This is a genomic window from Janthinobacterium sp. 1L-D-8-B-C4, from assembly GCF_057291295.1.
The window spans coordinates 41,552-56,996 of sequence record NZ_JBXAVX010000024.1 but is presented as its reverse complement, the minus strand read 5'-3'; the positions used below and the strand labels follow the sequence as shown (position 1 = coordinate 56,996).

The following is a 15,445-nucleotide window of genomic DNA, read 5'->3' as shown; positions in this document are numbered from 1 at the left end:
CATGAACGACACACCAACCAGCAGCGGCTGCCCGATGCATGCCGGCGCACAGGAAGCCAAAGACGCGCAATGGCATGGCGCGCAGATGGACTTCAGCGAGTCGATGAGCTATGGCGACTACCTGGCGCTGGACCGCATCCTGACGGCCCAGCATCCGCTGTCGCCGAACCACAACGAGATGCTGTTCATCGTGCAGCACCAGACCAGCGAACTGTGGATGAAGCTGATGCTGCATGAAATGCACGCCGTGCGCGCCAACCTGCAAAGCGGCGATTTGCCGCCCGCCTTCAAGATGCTGGCGCGGGTGGCGCGCATCATGGATCAACTGGTGCACGCCTGGGATGTGCTGGCGACCATGACGCCGCCCGAGTACACCGCCATCCGGCCCTACCTGGGCGCTTCGTCGGGCTTCCAGTCCTACCAGTACCGCGAGATCGAATTCATTTTGGGGAACAAGAACGCGGCGCTGCTGAACGTGCACACCACCGCGCCCGAACCGTTTGCCGTGCTCGATGCGGCGCTGCGCGCGCCGTCGGTCTACGACGAATCGGTCAAGCTGCTGGCGCGCCATGGCCTGCCGATTTCGCAGGCGCGCCTGAACGCCGACTGGACTTTGCCGACCGCCAGCGACGACTCCGTGAAAGCGGCCTGGCTGGAAGTCTACCGCGACCCGTCGAAATACTGGGCCCTGTACGAGCTGGCCGAAAAGCTGGTCGACCTGGAAACGGCGTTCCGCTTCTGGCGCTTCCGCCATGTCACCACGGTCGAGCGCATTATCGGCTTCAAGACCGGCACCGGCGGCACGGCCGGCGTCAGCTACCTGCGCAAGATGCTCGACGTGGTGCTGTTCCCGGAATTGTTCGCGCTGCGCACCGAGCTCTGATCGACACCAAGGCGCGCACGATAGGCGCGTATTTGCCCTATGGGAAGAAGTTAGGCAGTATCGATGCCTTTCCCTAGTGGGCAACGCGCCTGTCACCGATGAAACGCCTTTTTTTGCCACTGCTGTTCTGTGCCGCCCTCGCCCACGCCGCACCGTTTTATGAAGGCCGGCCGCTGGCCCATCCGGTGATTGCGGCCTCGCAGGACAGCGGCCTCGACATCGTCTTTCTCAAGGAGGCCGGCGGCGTCAACGGTTACTACTGCGAATGCGGCAAGGCCGGCAGCAAGCCACAGCGGCTGGACCAGTTCGGCAATGCCGTGATCCGTTCCGTGTTCTACGCGCCGCTCGACCGCAAGCCCGACACCTCCACCCTGCTGGTGCTGTTCCGGCTTGACGGAAAGCACGCCTTGCGCGCCTACCGGCATGACCACAGCTCGGGCAAATACGTGCGCCTCACAAGCTTGCAGCCGGCGCTGGATCGCATAGTGGCGCAAACTGCCACGCCGAGCGCGGGCCAGGTCAAAACGGCGCTGGCCAAGCTGTCGCCGCTGGATTACAGCGTCGCGCGCGGCAAGAGCGGCAATGCCGATTTTGACGCGATCGACCATACGCAAGGCACCGTGGTCGGCTTTTTTGACAACCAGGGCAACCCGGTGGACGCCGCCAGCAAGGACGCCATCAGCTACAAGAAAACCTTCCGGAAAAAGGACGCGCTTTTCCTGACCGCCAGCTACACCCTGTATGGCGACGGCGACGCGGGCGAACTGCCCAATTACCGCTTGTGGCAAGTGGGCTGGGAAACCGCGCCACAGCAGTTCACGGGCAGCATGCAGGGGCCGTCCGTCATCTACAGTCTGGCCTGGGATGATGGGTCAGTCGTGGAACGGGGCGACTACCTGAATGGCAAGCGCAGCGGCATGTGGACGCGCAGCGGCATGCACGAAGGCTCGGCCAAAGGCGCGTATGTCAACGGCCTGCCCGACGGCCCTTGGCATATCGAGGAGCCGAAGCAGACCGAGGACGGCATGTACCGCGCCGGCAAGCGCGACGGCCGCTGGACGGTCATCAACTATGCCGACGAAGACGAGGTGACGGGCTTCGACACCTATGCGGGCGGCCAGCTGAACGGGCCACATGAACGTGTCATGAAAGGCAAAGTGCAGGCGCGCGGCGCTTACGTCAACGGCACGCGCCAGGGCAAGTGGACGACCAGCGACGGCGACGGCAGCTATCTCGATGGCCTGCGCGACGGTCCATGGAGTTTGAAACTGAAAGAAGGTGCCAGCCTGCGCGTCAATTTCGTCAAGGGTAAAAAACAAGGCGAGGCAACCGAGACGGATGCCGGCGGCAAGCTGCGCCTGCGCGAACATTATGCGATGGACGTGCTCGATGGCGAGCGCACGCGCTACATGCCCGACGGGACGCTGGTGTACCAGGCGACGTTTCGCAATGGCCAGTTCAATGGCCGCGAGCGCGCCTGGGACGACAACAAGGTCCTGCGCATGGACATTGCCTGGGACAACGGCAAGAAACAGGGCATGGACGCGCGCTACTACGCCAGCGGCAAGCCGGAACGCCTGACGGTGGTCGAACGTGGCCGGCTGGCGGCGCACCTGCGCGAATATGCCGAAGACGGCACCCTGATCAACGATATCCACCGCTGCTATTTCAGCGAAGACGGCCGGGAACGCGATGACGTGTGCGACTACCACCGGATGTGGCATGCCAATGGCAAACCGGAGTCCGACTATGTGTTCCAGTTCGGCCAGCGCCAGGAAGGCCATTCCTGGTATGCCAGCGGCAAGGTGAAGGACGAGCTGCTGGTCGACCGCACTGCCGACACCTCGGTCTACAACACCTACTTTGAAAGCGGCCAGCTGAAATGCACCGAGCCGCGCCGTGGCCACGGCAAGCGCACCGTCAACGGCCAGACTGTTCTCACCTACGCCTCGGCCGAGCGCGACGGCGACGCCATCTGCTATCACCCGGACGGCAAGGTGGCCAGCATCCGCAGCTATCGCCAGCGCATCGCCGTCGATTGCGGCAAAGAGTTTGACGATACGGGCAAGCAGATTTCGCCGGGGCCGCAAGGCTGCCCGGCGCCGAAAAAAGTACCTTTCGTGTTTGGAGAATGAAGATGACGCAGACCACGCTGACGATCCAGAATCCGGTACGGCTCGACGCCGCCGCCATCGACGCGGCCATCGGCGCCGGGCGGCAGGTGCTGGTGCAGTTCGACACCCTGGGCGAACCGGCGCCACTGCTGCCCGAGCTCGACCTTCTCGCCGCCACCCATGGCGCGGCACTGACCATCCGCATCTATGGCTACGACCCCAGGGTCTTCGACACGCGCATCTTGCGCGCGCTGCCGCATGTCGCCAGCCTGTCGATCGACTGTCACCGCAATGCCCTGCATCTGGAAACGCTGGGCGAGCTGCGCCATCTCAGGCGCCTGAGCCTGGGCGTGTACGAGCTGGCGCAAACCGATATCCTGCAGCTGGAAAACCTGCACCGCCTGGAACACCTGTCCTTGGGCGAGTCGGCCAAAAACAATCTCGACCTGGCGCCGCTGCGGCACTACACGCAGCTGTCTTCGCTGGTGATCGAAGGCCATGCCACGCAGATAGCCACGCTGGCTGGCCTGCCAGCGCTGACACAATTGTCGCTGTACCGGATGAAAAACAAGGTGGCGCTGGATTTTATCTCCGGCATCGCGCAGCTCGATCGCCTGCTGCTGCAGCTGGGCGGCCGCGAGTCGATCCGGGAAATCGCAGCGCCGCAATTGACGCAGCTGGAAGTGATCCGCGTGCGCGGACTGGAAGACCTCGGTGACCTGGGCCGCTTCCCGCTGTTGCGCCAGCTGTGGCTGGAAGACCAGATCAAGCTCACGCAGCTGGACGTGGGTGGCAACCCGCTGCTGGAACGGCTGCATCTGCTGACGTGCAAGGGGCTGGAGCGATTGGACGGCCTGAGCGGCCTGGCGGCATTGCGCAAATTGTCGGTGTCGGAGACGAAGCTTGATTTCGATGCGTTGCTGGCGCAGGGGCTGCCGGCGGCGCTGAACGATGTGCGGTTCAGGACCGGCAAGGTGAAACGGGATGAGGAGATTGCCGCGTTGTTGGAAAAATCCGTAGGTCGGATTTGGCGCGCAGCGCCGTAATCCGACAACATTGTGAACGCGGCCAACGGTGGTGTCGGATTACGGCTGCGCCTAATCCGACCTACGGTCTTATTGCCCTGCTGCCAGCTTTTTATGCCACAGCGCGACGTCGATCATCACGCCGTCAGAACCGGTGTTGCGGATATAGACGCGGTAGCTGCCCTGGCCCAGGTCGCCGTGCAGGTAGGCGGTGCGCTCGTTGCGCTGTACCCTGGCGCCCTTGATCGTCTTGCGGTACTGCTCGACCACGCTGTCGAAGCTGGCGTAGCTGCGCAGCGCCACTTCCACATCGCGCGGCGGCCGCCCTTCCGCTTCGTCGAGTACATTGTTCTGTTTTTTCCCCTTGAGCGCCAGCGGAAACGCAAACACGCCGGCGCCGGCCGAAGTAAGCACCGTCGACTTGGCGAGCAGCAGCGGCAGCAGCGTGGACGGAAAACCGGACGGCAGCTGCGCGCGGTTCCAGCCCGGCAGTGCCGGCTGCGCCAGCACATATTCCACCGTGGCGATTCTTTGCCCGTCGCCGCCCGCTTCGTCGTCGGCGGCGATCAGCGCCAGCATCGGCGGCAATTGCCTGGCCCACGCCAGCAGTGGTGCGGCCTCGTCCACCAGCATGCCCTTGCGGTGAAACACCGTCAGCACGGCTTGCGGATCGGGCTTGCAGACCTTGGACAGCGGCTGGCCCTGCAGGCGGCAATGGCCGTTGACCAGGCCAAAGGCGACAATCGCGCCACGTTTGTCGAGCAGCATGGCGCCCCGCTCGCGGCCCTGCTTGCGGTCATTCATGGATGCCAGCAGCACGCGCCCGTCCGGCAGCACGGTGCGGGTGGCATCGCGCCGCTCGCTGATCGCTTCGAGCGCCTGCTCCAGCAGCAGCGCGTCGTCATCGGTATAGCTGCCGCGCGCATAGCCGAAAAAATCGAACAGCGCGGCGCGCACCTGCGGCTCGTCGCTCAGGCGCGGCAAGGGACCGGCCGGCAATACTATCAGCTGCGCCGCCGGCGCCCTGGCCGGTGGTATGGATTTGGCCGTCGCAATGGCCGGCATGGCCACGCAAGCGGTCAACAAGAGCAAGCCGCCAAGGCGGCGATAAGTCGATAAAGTATTCATGATTCCGTCTGCCCAGGGTCTACCCGTGAATGCGGCCACGCTTGGCACGTCGGCGATTCTAGCATGACGCCATGCGCCGCTCCAGCGCACGTCCGCCCGGCATGCCGATCCAGCCGGCGCCATCTCGGCGCCAGCACCTATAAAACAGCCGACTGCCTGGCAATGAACTGCCTGAACCAGACTTGCGCCGGATGCGTGTCGCTGCGCCGGTGCCATAGCAGGTGAAATTCGATCTGCGGCAGGGCCAGCGGTGGCGGGAACAGCATCAGCCGGTGGCTGGCCTGCGCATGCAGCGCGATGCGCGTGAGGATGGTGGCGGCCATGCCGGTGCGTGCCACCACCGCCGGCACGGCGAAGATGTGCGGTACCGTCAGCGCCAGCTTGCGCCGCATGCCCTGCTGCGCCAGCACCTGATCGACCAGGCCGTGCAACTGCCCTTCGGGTGACACCAGCACGTGCGGCAAATCCAGATAGGCCTGCAGGTCCATGCCGCGCGCCGCCGCCACGGAACTGCCAGAGACAACGGTGACAAACTCATCGCGCATCAGTGGCTGCGCCAGGATGCGCCCATCCATGCTGGTGGGCATGACGCCGATGGCGGCATCGACCAGGCCTGCATCGAGCAGGTCGACGCCCGCATCGCGGTCATTGTAGGCAAGCACATTCAGCGATACCCCCGGCATGGCTTTTTCCAGCGTTTCCAGCAGTGCCGGCAGGATGACCAGCGTCGGGTAATCCTGCAGCCCCAGCCTGAACGTCAGCGATGCGGTCTCGGGCGCGAAAACAGGCTGGCTGACCATCGCCGTCTCGATCTGCCCCAGCGCCTGCGCGATCGGCCCTGCCAGGTCGCGCGCGCGTGGCGTGGGCAGCAGGCCGCCGGCGCTGCGCTGGAACAAGGGGTCGGCCAGCAGGGTGCGCAAGCGCGACAATGCCGCACTCATTGCCGGCTGGCTGACGCCCACCTTGAGCGCGGCGCGCGTCACGTTGCGCTCGCTCATCAGCGCGTCAAAAGCGACCAGCAAGTTCAAATCGATACCATGAAAATCCATAAGACGAATAATGATATATACAGGTTATTTGTTGGACTGATTGTAGAGCAAAGCCCACACTGATGCTTCCTCAATCAGCCTGGCCAACAAACCCATGCCTACATCAAACGCAGACACCTCATTGCAACTGCGCACCGAGCGCCTTGCTATTGAAACACTGTATCGCGCATTCAGCGAACAGCATCCGGACCTGGTGGACACGGTTCTGGCACCCGACTGGGAAGACATTCCCCTGGCGCCCGGCCAGGGAGCCGGGCCGGGCGGCATCAAGACCATCATCCGCAGTCTTGCCAGCGCATTGCCCGACGTACACATCGCCATTCACGACATGGTGCAGGAGCCAGGCAAGGTCGCCGTGCGCGCCGAGATCAGCGGCACCCATCTGGGCGACCTGTTCGGCATCGCGCCCACCGGCAAACAGGTCAGCTTTCGCCTGCACGAGTTCCACACGCTGGCCCAAGGCATGATCACCACGACCTGGCACATGGAAGACTGGTTCGGCCTGTTCCTGCAGCTGGGCCAGTTTCCTCCGCAGTCTTGACCTGGCACGCCGCGCCGGGCCAATCACGGGGTCACTGCCCGATGTAAAAAAAGCCGGCCCTTTCATGACGAAAGGGCCGGCTTCTTGCCATCCACCGCAGTTGCGCGGCGGGTTCTTATTTTGCCGAATTGAGCAGCAATTCGTTCAGGCGTTTCACGAACGTGGCCGGGTCGGCCAGCGAACCGCCTTCGGCCAGCAAGGCCTGGTCGAACAGGATATTGGCCCAGTCGCCGAACTTGCCGCCTTCGGCATCTTCATACTTCAGGCGCGTCACCAGCGGATGGTTCGGGTTGATTTCCAGGATCGGCTTCGATTCCGGCGCGCTCTGGCCAGCCGCTTTGAGCATGCGCAGCAGGTTGCCCGACAGTTCGTTCTCGTCGGCCACCAGGCAGGCTGGCGAATCGGTCAGGCGGAACGTCACGCGCACGTCCTTGGCCTTGTCTTCGAGCGCGGTCTTCATCTTGCCGACCAGCTCGGCGTACGAGGTTTCGGTTTCCGCGTGCTCTTTCTTTTCCGCTTCGTCTTCCAGCGCGCCCAGGTCCAGGCCGCCCTTGGCCACCGACACCAGTTCCTTGCCTTCGAAGTCCTGGATAAACGACAGCATCCATTCATCGACGCGCTCGGTCAGCAGCAGCACTTCGACGCCTTTCTTGCGGAAGATTTCCAGGTGCGGGCTGTTTTTCGCGGCGGCGTAGTTGTCGGCCGTGACGTAGTAGATCTTGTCCTGGCCTTCCTTCATGCGCGCCACGTAGTCGGCGAACGACGTGATCTGCTCGTCGCTGTCGTTGGCGGTCGAGGCAAAGCGCAGCAGCTTGGCCAGGCGTTCCTTGTTGCCCGCGTCTTCGCCGATGCCCTCTTTCAGCACTTGGCCAAATTCCTTCCAGAACGTGGCGTACTTGTCTTTCTTTTCCTGCTCGTCGGCGTTTGCCAGTTCTTCCAGCATGCCCAGCACGCGCTTGGTCGAGCCTTCGCGGATCACCTTCACGTCGCGCGACTCCTGCAGGATTTCACGCGACACGTTCAGCGGCAGGTCGGACGAGTCGATCACGCCTTTCACGAAACGCAGGTAGGTCGGCATCAGTTGCTCGGCGTCGTCCATGATGAAGACGCGCTTGACGTACAGCTTGATGCCGCCGCGCTTGTTGCGGTCCCACATGTCGAACGGCGCCTTGGCCGGAATGTACAGCAGCTGCGTGTATTCGCTGCGCCCTTCCACGCGGTTGTGCGTGTGCGTCAGTGGCGCCTGGAAGTCGTGCGACACATGCTTGTAGAATTCTTCGTACTGCTCCGGCGTGATCTCGGACTTGCTGCGGGCCCACAGCGCGCTGGCCTGGTTGACGGTCTCGGTGTCGTCCCTGACCACGGTTTCCTTCTTCTCGTCGTCCCATTCTTCTTTCTGCATCACGATCGGCAGCGAGATATGGTCCGAGTATTTGCGGATGATGGACTTGATCTTCCAGCTCGACAGCAGTTCATCTTCGCCTTCGCGCAGGTGCAGGATGATGTCGGTGCCGCGACTGGTTTTTTCGATGGTCTCGATGCTGTAGTCGCCCTCACCGGCCGACTCCCAGCGCACGCCTTCGGCAGCGTCGGCGCCGGCGCGGCGCGTTTCGACGGTGATCTTGTCGGCCACGATGAAGCCCGAATAGAAGCCCACGCCGAACTGGCCGATCAGGGCCGCGTCCTGCTGCTGGTCGCCCGACAATTTGCCGAAGAATTCCTTGGTGCCCGACTTGGCGATGGTGCCCAGGTGCGAGATCGCCTCGTCGCGGGTCATGCCGATGCCGTTGTCGGAAATGGTGATGGTGCGCGCTTCCTTGTCGAAGCTGACCTTGATCTTCAGTTCATGGTCGTTGCCATACAGCGCGTCATTATCGATCGCTTCGAAGCGCAATTTGTCGGCCGCGTCGGAGGCGTTCGAGATCAGTTCGCGCAGGAAGATTTCCTTGTTCGAGTACAGCGAATGGATCATCAGATGCAGCATCTGCTTCACTTCGGTCTGAAAACCCAGTGTTTGCTTTTCGGAGACAGCCATGTTTACCTCATAGTCTTGTGAATGGGACGAGTGTCAGCTAATTGGAGATGATGGCAGCGATTTCAAGATGCCAACATGCAAATTTCTGGATGCTTATCCGCCCAGCGCCCGGCCGAAGAAATCCCATACCCGCTCGTCCTGCACCGTCGCCAGGTTCAGCCGCATATGGGTCGACGCCAGCTGGCGCGGCGAAAACAGGCTGCCGGGGCCCAGCACCAGCCCTTCGGCCAGCGCCTGTTCGGCCAGCACGTTGGTGTCGCAGCCGGCGTCGGCCCAGACGAACATGCCGGCCGCGGCCGGCTCGAAGCGCAGACCGGCGCGCTCCATGCGGCGATACGTGCCGTCGCGTACCTGGTCGAGCCGCGCGCGCAGGCGTTCGGCATGCTTGCGGTACCGGCCCTGCGACAAAATCTTGTAGACCACGCGCTCGCCGATATCGCTGGTGGTGAGCGTGGCCAGCATCTTGCGGTCGGCCAGGCGTTGTGCCCGCTCTTTTGATGTGGCGATAAAGCCCACGCGCAGGTTGGCCGCCAGGCTTTTTGAAAAACCGCCCAGGTAGATCACACGGCGCAGCTGGTCCAGCGCAGCCAGCCGCGTGGCCGGCTGAACGCTGCCGCCAGGGTGCATGTCGCAATAAATATCATCCTCGACCACCAGGAAATCGTGCCGCTCGGCCAGGCGCAGCACCTGGTACGCTTTGGCCGCCGACAGCGAGGTGGAGCTGGGGTTGTGCAGCACCGAATTGATCACATACAACTTGGGGCGGTGCACTGCCGCCAGGGTTTCGAGCACGGCGATATCGGGACCGTCGCCTAGGCGCGGAATGCCGATTACCTGCATGCCCATGGCGGCAAAGGCGCCAAACATCAGCCAGTAGGCAGGGTCGTCGACAAAGATGGTGTCGCCGGGACGGGCGAATTCGCGCGCCACCAGGTCCAGCGCCTGCATCACGCCCACCGTGGTGACGATCTGCTCCGGCGGGCAGGCGATTTCCAGGCCGGCCAGCTTGAGCTGCAACTGCTGACGCAGTGGCAAAAATCCTTGCGGCGTACCATAGCTGAGCATCAGCGCGCCGGGCTGGCGGCTGACGTCGCGCAGGGCGCGGCCCACCAGCTCGCCATCGAGCCAGTCGGGCGGCAGCATGCCCGAGCCTGGCGCCAGCATGGACCCGAGCGCTGGCGATTCACGGAACATATTGCGGATCAGCCAGATCACATCCATCGGCTGGCCCGCGCCCGGTGGTTGTGGCGCAACAGGCAGATGCAGCGGCGCGCGCTCGCGCACATAGAAGCCGGCGCCGCGGCGCGACTCCAGATAGTCGCGCGCCACCAGCTTGTCGTAGCTGGCCACCACCGTAGCACACGACACGTTCAGGCTGGCCGCGCACTGGCGGATCGACGGCATGCGCGCACCGCCGCGCAGCAGCCGGTCGTCGATGCGCGCCGCCAGGCTACGCACGATCTGGTCGATCAGGGTTTCGCCCGAGCCGCGCGTCAGCAGGCCGGGAATCGCATCGGGTGTATTGCTCATCAGACCATCACAGTATGAAAAATTATGCGCCAAAGTGTATTTGTACTGTACTGCCAGTGCGCCTAGCATAGCACCATCAGCCATCTTTTCAGGAAAACCATGCCACCGACTACCGTCACTACCTCCGCTCCCCTGCTGAACGACGACCGCAAGGGCCTGCTGCTGGGCTTGACCGCCGTTGCACTGTTCAGCCTGACCTTGCCGTTTACCCGGCTGTCAGTGGCGGAACTGCCCGCCATTTTCGTGGCGCTGGGCCGCGCGCTGGTGGCGGCCGGCCTGGCGGCTTTATGGCTGTGGCATCAGAAAGCGGCTCTGCCGCGCCGCCAGCAGTGGCTGCCCCTGGCGTTGGTGGCGGTCGGCTGCGTGGTGGGTTTCCCGCTGCTGACCTCGCTGGCCATGCGCAGCCTGCCCGCTTCGCATGGGGCGGTGCTGGTCGGCATTTTGCCGCTGGCCACGGCCGTGTTTGCCGTTGTGCGCGGCAAGGAGCGCCCCTCCATGGTTTTTTGGCTGATGGCCGTGGCCGGCACGGCGCTGGTGGTCTTGTTTGCCCTGCGCCAGGGTGGCGGCAGCTTTCACCTGGCTGACCTGTTGATGTTTGCGGCCGTGCTGCTGGGCGCACTGGGCTATGCGGAAGGCGGTCGCCTGGCGCAAAGCATGCCGGGTCAGCAGGTAATCTGCTGGGCGCTGGTACTGGCCGCGCCGTTCGTGCTGCCTGTGGTGCTGTGGAATGCCTGGCTTGCGCGCTCGCTGCTGGCGCAGGCCAGCGCGCAAGCCTGGCTGGGCTTTGCGTATATTTCCGTGTTTTCCATGTTTATCGGCTTCTTTTTCTGGTACCGCGGCATGGCCTTGGGCGGCGTGGCGCGCGTGGGCCAGATCCAGCTGCTGCAACCGTTCTTGACCTTGCTGGGCGCGGCCGTTCTGCTGGGCGAGCCGCTGACCGTGGACAGCCTGCTGTTTGCCGGCGCCGTGATTGCCGTGGTGGCGGCCGGGCGCAAGCTGAAACAGGAAAAGCCCGGTGTTTGAATCACCGGGCTTGTGATGCGGTTCAATCAGCGTGCTACGACGCCGTGACCTGCGTCATGCCATTGCCGTCACGCGCAGCCAGCACTTTTTCCGCCGCCTTCTTGCCTGCAAGGAAAGCATGATCCGAGTTGTAGTATTCCCACTCGCTGTAGCGGCCAGCGAGCACGATATCATGGCGCTCCATCCAGGCACGCACGGTGGCGACATTGTGCGCGCGCTCGTGGTCATACACGACATAGGCATAGGGCATGTCGACCTGGTTGGCAACGAGCACCTTGTCATCTGCCTTCATCATGCCGACCGCAATGCAGTCGTCGATGCAGCGCTGGATCAGCGCGTCACCGTCGAGCGGCAGCGGTTTCCATGGCGAGTAGGAAATCTCGCAGGTAAAGCCGAAGCCGCCCGGCGCATTGCATTCGGGGCTGGCGTTGCCCTGTACAAAGATGCGGTGGAAGATGCTGTCCTCGGGATAATAAATCCAGTGCTTGTCGGTCACGTCCGTGCGGGCGATGCCGATATTGACGCAGCGAATCGAGATATGGCGCAAGCCGCGCGCGGCCGCCCTTACCTCTTCGGGCGCTTCCGGCCCGATCAGCTTGACCAGCTCCGGCAGCGGCATGGTGCTGATCAACTGCTCGTATTTGAAGCGGCGGCCGTCGGCCAGCGCCACCGTGTGTTCGCCCGGCAGCACTTGCGTCACATCGGCGTTCAGTTCAACCTTGCCGCGGATATGTGGCAAAAAGCCCGACACCAGCGCCTGGAAGCCGCCCTTGAGCGGATAGCCGAAGCGCGAATTCGGTCCCTGCGGCTTGGCCACCGGCTGCAGCGCGCCGTCGATGATTTCGCCCAGGTCAGGCAGCGGCACCCTGCCGCCCAGCCACGACGTTTCCATCTCGGCCAGCGGCACGGTCCAGATCTTCTTGTTATACGGAATCGCAAAATGCTTGGCGATACCGGCGCCCCATACTTTATAGATGAAGTCCTCGAAGCTTTGCGTCTTCTGCGGGCGCGCGGTGGCGCCGGCGTTGGCCGCATCCATCGTGCCGTCGGCGCAGCAGTCTTCCACCGTATTGGCGGCGCAGGTCGCTGCCGCGTCGCTGACGGCCGTGACGGTATTGCCATAGCGCGCGTCGATGGCGCCGACGATGCACTCCTTGATCACCTCCGGCGGCAGGCCGTACAGCGCGCCCTGGAACGGGTAGCGGGTAAATACCTGCTTGCTGTAGACCCAGGCTTCGCGCATCTGCCAGTGCTGGTTATCGCCCAGCAAAATATCGTACAGCTTGAGCACGTACGGATCGTTCGAGAACATGATGTGGCCGGCGTAGTCAAACGTAAATCCCGCATCCTCGATCGAGCGGCACCAGCCACCGACGCTGGCATTGCGTTCCAGCAGCACCGTATTGGCGTCGCCATGGTAGGCGGCCGACAGCCCGGTCGGTCCGCCGCCGATGATCAGGCAGCCGATATCGGTCACCGGCGTTGGCGAGCGCAGCGGGTTGATCTTGCCAGCCACGCCATGGTTATCGGCAGGCGCGGGCGCAGCCACGGCAGCGTTGGCCGTCTTTGCACGCGCGTTGCTGTCGATCAGCGCACACATGGTGTCGGCCGTTGCATCCCACGAGGTCTTGCTGACGATCTCGCGCATGCGCCCCGCCATGATGAGGGTCTGCGCCGAGGACTGCGCCAGCGCCGCTTCGCAGTGGGCAATAAATTCGGCCTGGTCGTGGCCGACGGCGACGATATCGCCATACGGCTGCTCGACATCGGCAATCGCCGTGCTGACGATCGGCAGTTCGGCCGCCATATATTCGAGCACCTTGGTCGGGCTGATGAAGCGCGTCGATTCATTCAGCGCAAACGGCAGCAGGCAGACATCCCAGCCTGCCAGGAATTGTGGCAGCGCCTGGTAGGCCTGCTGGCCCAGATAATGGATATTGGCGCGCTGCGGCAGGCTGGCCGGGTCGATCTTGACCACCGGGCCGATCAGCACGACCTGCCATTCCGGATGGGCGTCGGCCAGCGCCGCGATCAGGCCGGCGTCGAAGCGCTCGTCGATCACGCCATAAAAGCCCAGGCGCGGACGGGCGATATGTTGCTGGAGTGGATGGGCATTGGTGCGGTCGAGCGCCTGCTCAAAGTGGATGACATCGACGCTGCTGGGGAAGCAATGCACATTCGCATGGCGCGTGCGCTTGGCTTCATACAGGCTGGGGCCGCCCGTGAAGACCAGGTCGGCGATGCCCAGCAAGGCGCTTTCGCGCTGCAGCAATTGCTTGGGCGGATTATTGAACGCCGACAGTTCATCCATGCAGTCGTACACCACCAGCGACGGGTGCAGCTGTGCCAGCAGCGGCAGGGCCATCGGCGTGTAGAACCACACCACCGGATGCACGCCATCGGGCACCATGCCGTCGAGCAGAGACTGCAGTACGGGAATCTGGTCGTCATGGAAGCCAGGCGCCTGGATCGGCGTGTGCGGCTGATACACGGTCAGGTTCGGTGCGGGAGTATAGCTGTGCATGCTGGCCAGGCCCGCATCATATACAGGCTCTTCCACGAAGACGACTTTGTAGTGGCGGGCCAGGCGCGTGAGCAGCTGTTGCGGCCGTTGAAAGACGAAATCCCAGCGCAGGTGACAAAAAACGACGACAGTTTCCACGATATTCTCCTTGGTTTGCCCTTGCGGGACGGTAGTGATGCTGCTGGTTGTGATATGAAGCTTGTCGGTCTGGTGCTGCGCCTGCCGCAGCGCGCCAGCGTACGGCGCCACCAGCACGCGCGCCAGCGGATCCGGGCCATCGCGGTCCAGGTCCCACAGGCCGCTGCGGTGCCAGTGATGTTCGTTGTCCCAGTCGGGACGGTCGACGATCGGGTACAGGCACACGCCCAGCACCGGCACGCCATGCTGGATCGCCAGCGCCGCCTCGGCAGCCATTTCGCGTATCCACACGCCGCGCCCGCTGCCCACATGGCTGGTTTCGGCCAGCAGCAGTGGCCGGCGATAGCGCTGGTGCAGCACCAGCAACAGCTTGTGCAGCGGCTGGCGGCGCGCATCGGCCAGGTGCCACCACAATCGGGCGTTGGTGCCGCCTTCCCACTGATTGGTGTCGTAGTAGTTGGCGCCGACCAGGTCCAGGTAGCGCGGCGCGCCCCCCAGTTCAGGTTCGCGCCGGCCGCACAGCATGTCCCACGCATCGAACTGGGCGTCGTGCCAGTTGGCCGCCTGTTGCGCCAGTTCGGGCTGGCCGGGTGGCGCGATCACATTGATCAAGGGATCGCAGTGCAGCATGCGCGCACCGGGGGTGACGGCCCAGATGGCGTCGCAGCCGGCCAGGGTGGCGCGCACCAGCTGGCGCTTGGCCTCGGTGGCGGCGCGCTCGTCGTAGCGGTTCAAGCAGCCGAACATGTGCACCGACAGGCCCCAGCTGGTAAACGAGAGTTCATTGATCGGAGAATAAATCGGTGCCGGCCCCGCAAACGGCGCCAGGTACAGCGCCGCGGCGCGGCAGAAGCGGGCAAAGCGCGGCACGAATTGGTCACCATAGACATCGATTTCGGGCGGCCAGCCGTAGTGGCAGAAAGTCCAGCAGATCTGCAAACCCTGTTCGCGCGCCGCATGCAGGCGGGCATCGAGGAAAGAGAAATCGAACACGCCGTCACGCTCGGCCAGGCGCCAGCCGATGGTCTCGCGCACGGTGCGCAGATTGAATTGCTTCAGCAGTGCATAGTCGGCACTGGCGCGCTCGTCATGGCCTGTCAGCCGATTCATGTCGAGCGCGCGGCCGCCATGATTGACGTGGTCGGCGCCCTCATAACCACCTTGCCAGAACGAAGCAAACGGAGAATCGAATTGAGCCATGCCCATTCCATTTATGTGATTTTTTTGATAATTTGAGTGTATTTAATTGTAACTCTTCCGGCTATCTTTTTGCTATCCGTTCCCGCTCTGTTTGCGTGGGATATTTCCTACTTCTGCCATCAGCAACGCTGCCAGCCGGCAACATCACCGGCCTTGCCAGCCTTGCCAGATGGCGATGGGCAGGAGGTCCACTACGTCGTACAATGCCTGCTGACCAGTTTCAGGGCGGTGCTTATCCGGCGCCGCTTTTTTCAA

General features: G+C 63.4%; 10 protein-coding genes. 5 read left to right on the top strand and 5 right to left on the bottom strand.

What is annotated here, in order from left to right; genetic code table 11:
• The first annotated feature begins 1 nt into the window (after position 1).
• From kynA to AC0Z42_RS28480, 3 genes are all read left to right on the top strand, one after another.
• Positions 2–883, top strand: coding sequence for a tryptophan 2,3-dioxygenase (gene kynA / locus AC0Z42_RS28490; protein WP_485471437.1), 882 nt, complete (start codon positions 2–4; stop codon positions 881–883).
• A 98-nt stretch (positions 884–981) separates the two neighbouring features.
• Complete coding sequence (locus AC0Z42_RS28485; protein WP_485471436.1) at positions 982–3,018, top strand: hypothetical protein; 2,037 nt, start codon at positions 982–984, stop codon at positions 3,016–3,018.
• 2 nt (positions 3,019–3,020) lie between these two features.
• A complete protein-coding gene (locus AC0Z42_RS28480) occupies positions 3,021–4,043 on the top strand; it encodes a leucine-rich repeat domain-containing protein (protein WP_485471435.1) in 1,023 nt (340 codons plus the stop codon).
• A 69-nt stretch (positions 4,044–4,112) separates the two neighbouring features.
• Here AC0Z42_RS28480 and AC0Z42_RS28475 read toward each other — a convergent pair whose 3' ends face one another.
• Both AC0Z42_RS28475 and AC0Z42_RS28470 read right to left on the bottom strand, forming a co-directional pair.
• Positions 4,113–5,150: a hypothetical protein gene (locus AC0Z42_RS28475; RefSeq protein ID WP_485471434.1), complete on the bottom strand. Its 1,038-nt coding sequence runs from the start codon at positions 5,148–5,150 to the stop codon at positions 4,113–4,115.
• A gap of 137 nt (positions 5,151–5,287) precedes the next feature.
• Positions 5,288–6,178 carry a LysR family transcriptional regulator gene (locus AC0Z42_RS28470; protein ID WP_485471433.1) on the bottom strand — a complete coding sequence of 297 codons (891 nt, stop codon included), beginning with the start codon at positions 6,176–6,178 and terminating at the stop codon, positions 5,288–5,290.
• Between the two features lie 115 nt (positions 6,179–6,293).
• Here AC0Z42_RS28470 and AC0Z42_RS28465 point away from each other — a divergent pair, with 115 nt between their 5' ends.
• Entirely contained in the window at positions 6,294–6,740 is a 447-nt protein-coding gene (locus tag AC0Z42_RS28465) for an ester cyclase (protein ID WP_485471432.1), read from the top strand.
• Positions 6,741–6,855: 115 nt separating this feature from the next.
• On the opposite strand, the gene htpG is transcribed toward AC0Z42_RS28465, so the two are convergent.
• Positions 6,856–8,775 (bottom strand): molecular chaperone HtpG, encoded by a 1,920-nt coding sequence (gene htpG / locus AC0Z42_RS28460; RefSeq protein ID WP_485471431.1) that lies wholly within the window; start codon positions 8,773–8,775, stop codon positions 6,856–6,858.
• Between the two features lie 93 nt (positions 8,776–8,868).
• Positions 8,869–10,305 carry an aminotransferase-like domain-containing protein gene (locus AC0Z42_RS28455; RefSeq protein WP_485471430.1) on the bottom strand — a complete coding sequence of 479 codons (1,437 nt, stop codon included), beginning with the start codon at positions 10,303–10,305 and terminating at the stop codon, positions 8,869–8,871.
• Positions 10,306–10,404: 99 nt separating this feature from the next.
• On the opposite strand from AC0Z42_RS28455, the gene AC0Z42_RS28450 reads away from it, so the two are divergent.
• Complete coding sequence (locus tag AC0Z42_RS28450; RefSeq protein ID WP_485471429.1) at positions 10,405–11,328, top strand: DMT family transporter; 924 nt, start codon at positions 10,405–10,407, stop codon at positions 11,326–11,328.
• 34 nt (positions 11,329–11,362) lie between these two features.
• On the opposite strand, the gene AC0Z42_RS28445 is transcribed toward AC0Z42_RS28450, so the two are convergent.
• Positions 11,363–15,190, bottom strand: a complete 3,828-nt coding sequence (locus AC0Z42_RS28445; RefSeq protein ID WP_485471428.1) for an FAD-dependent oxidoreductase — start codon at positions 15,188–15,190, stop codon at positions 11,363–11,365.
• Positions 15,191–15,445: the final 255 nt, after the last annotated feature.

Bases quoted from the DNA above. Each gene is read 5' to 3' on its own strand.
- AC0Z42_RS28450 (WP_485471429.1), top strand. From the start codon at position 10,405: ATGCCACCGACTACCGTCACTACCTCCGCTCCCCTGCTGAACGACGAC.
- AC0Z42_RS28445 (WP_485471428.1), bottom strand. From the start codon at position 15,190: ATGGCTCAATTCGATTCTCCGTTTGCTTCGTTCTGGCAAGGTGGTTAT.
- AC0Z42_RS28475 (WP_485471434.1), bottom strand. From the start codon at position 5,150: ATGAATACTTTATCGACTTATCGCCGCCTTGGCGGCTTGCTCTTGTTG.
- AC0Z42_RS28465 (WP_485471432.1), top strand. From the start codon at position 6,294: ATGCCTACATCAAACGCAGACACCTCATTGCAACTGCGCACCGAGCGC.
- kynA (WP_485471437.1), top strand. From the start codon at position 2: ATGAACGACACACCAACCAGCAGCGGCTGCCCGATGCATGCCGGCGCA.
- AC0Z42_RS28485 (WP_485471436.1), top strand. From the start codon at position 982: ATGAAACGCCTTTTTTTGCCACTGCTGTTCTGTGCCGCCCTCGCCCAC.
- AC0Z42_RS28455 (WP_485471430.1), bottom strand. From the start codon at position 10,305: ATGAGCAATACACCCGATGCGATTCCCGGCCTGCTGACGCGCGGCTCG.
- htpG (WP_485471431.1), bottom strand. From the start codon at position 8,775: ATGGCTGTCTCCGAAAAGCAAACACTGGGTTTTCAGACCGAAGTGAAG.
- AC0Z42_RS28480 (WP_485471435.1), top strand. From the start codon at position 3,021: ATGACGCAGACCACGCTGACGATCCAGAATCCGGTACGGCTCGACGCC.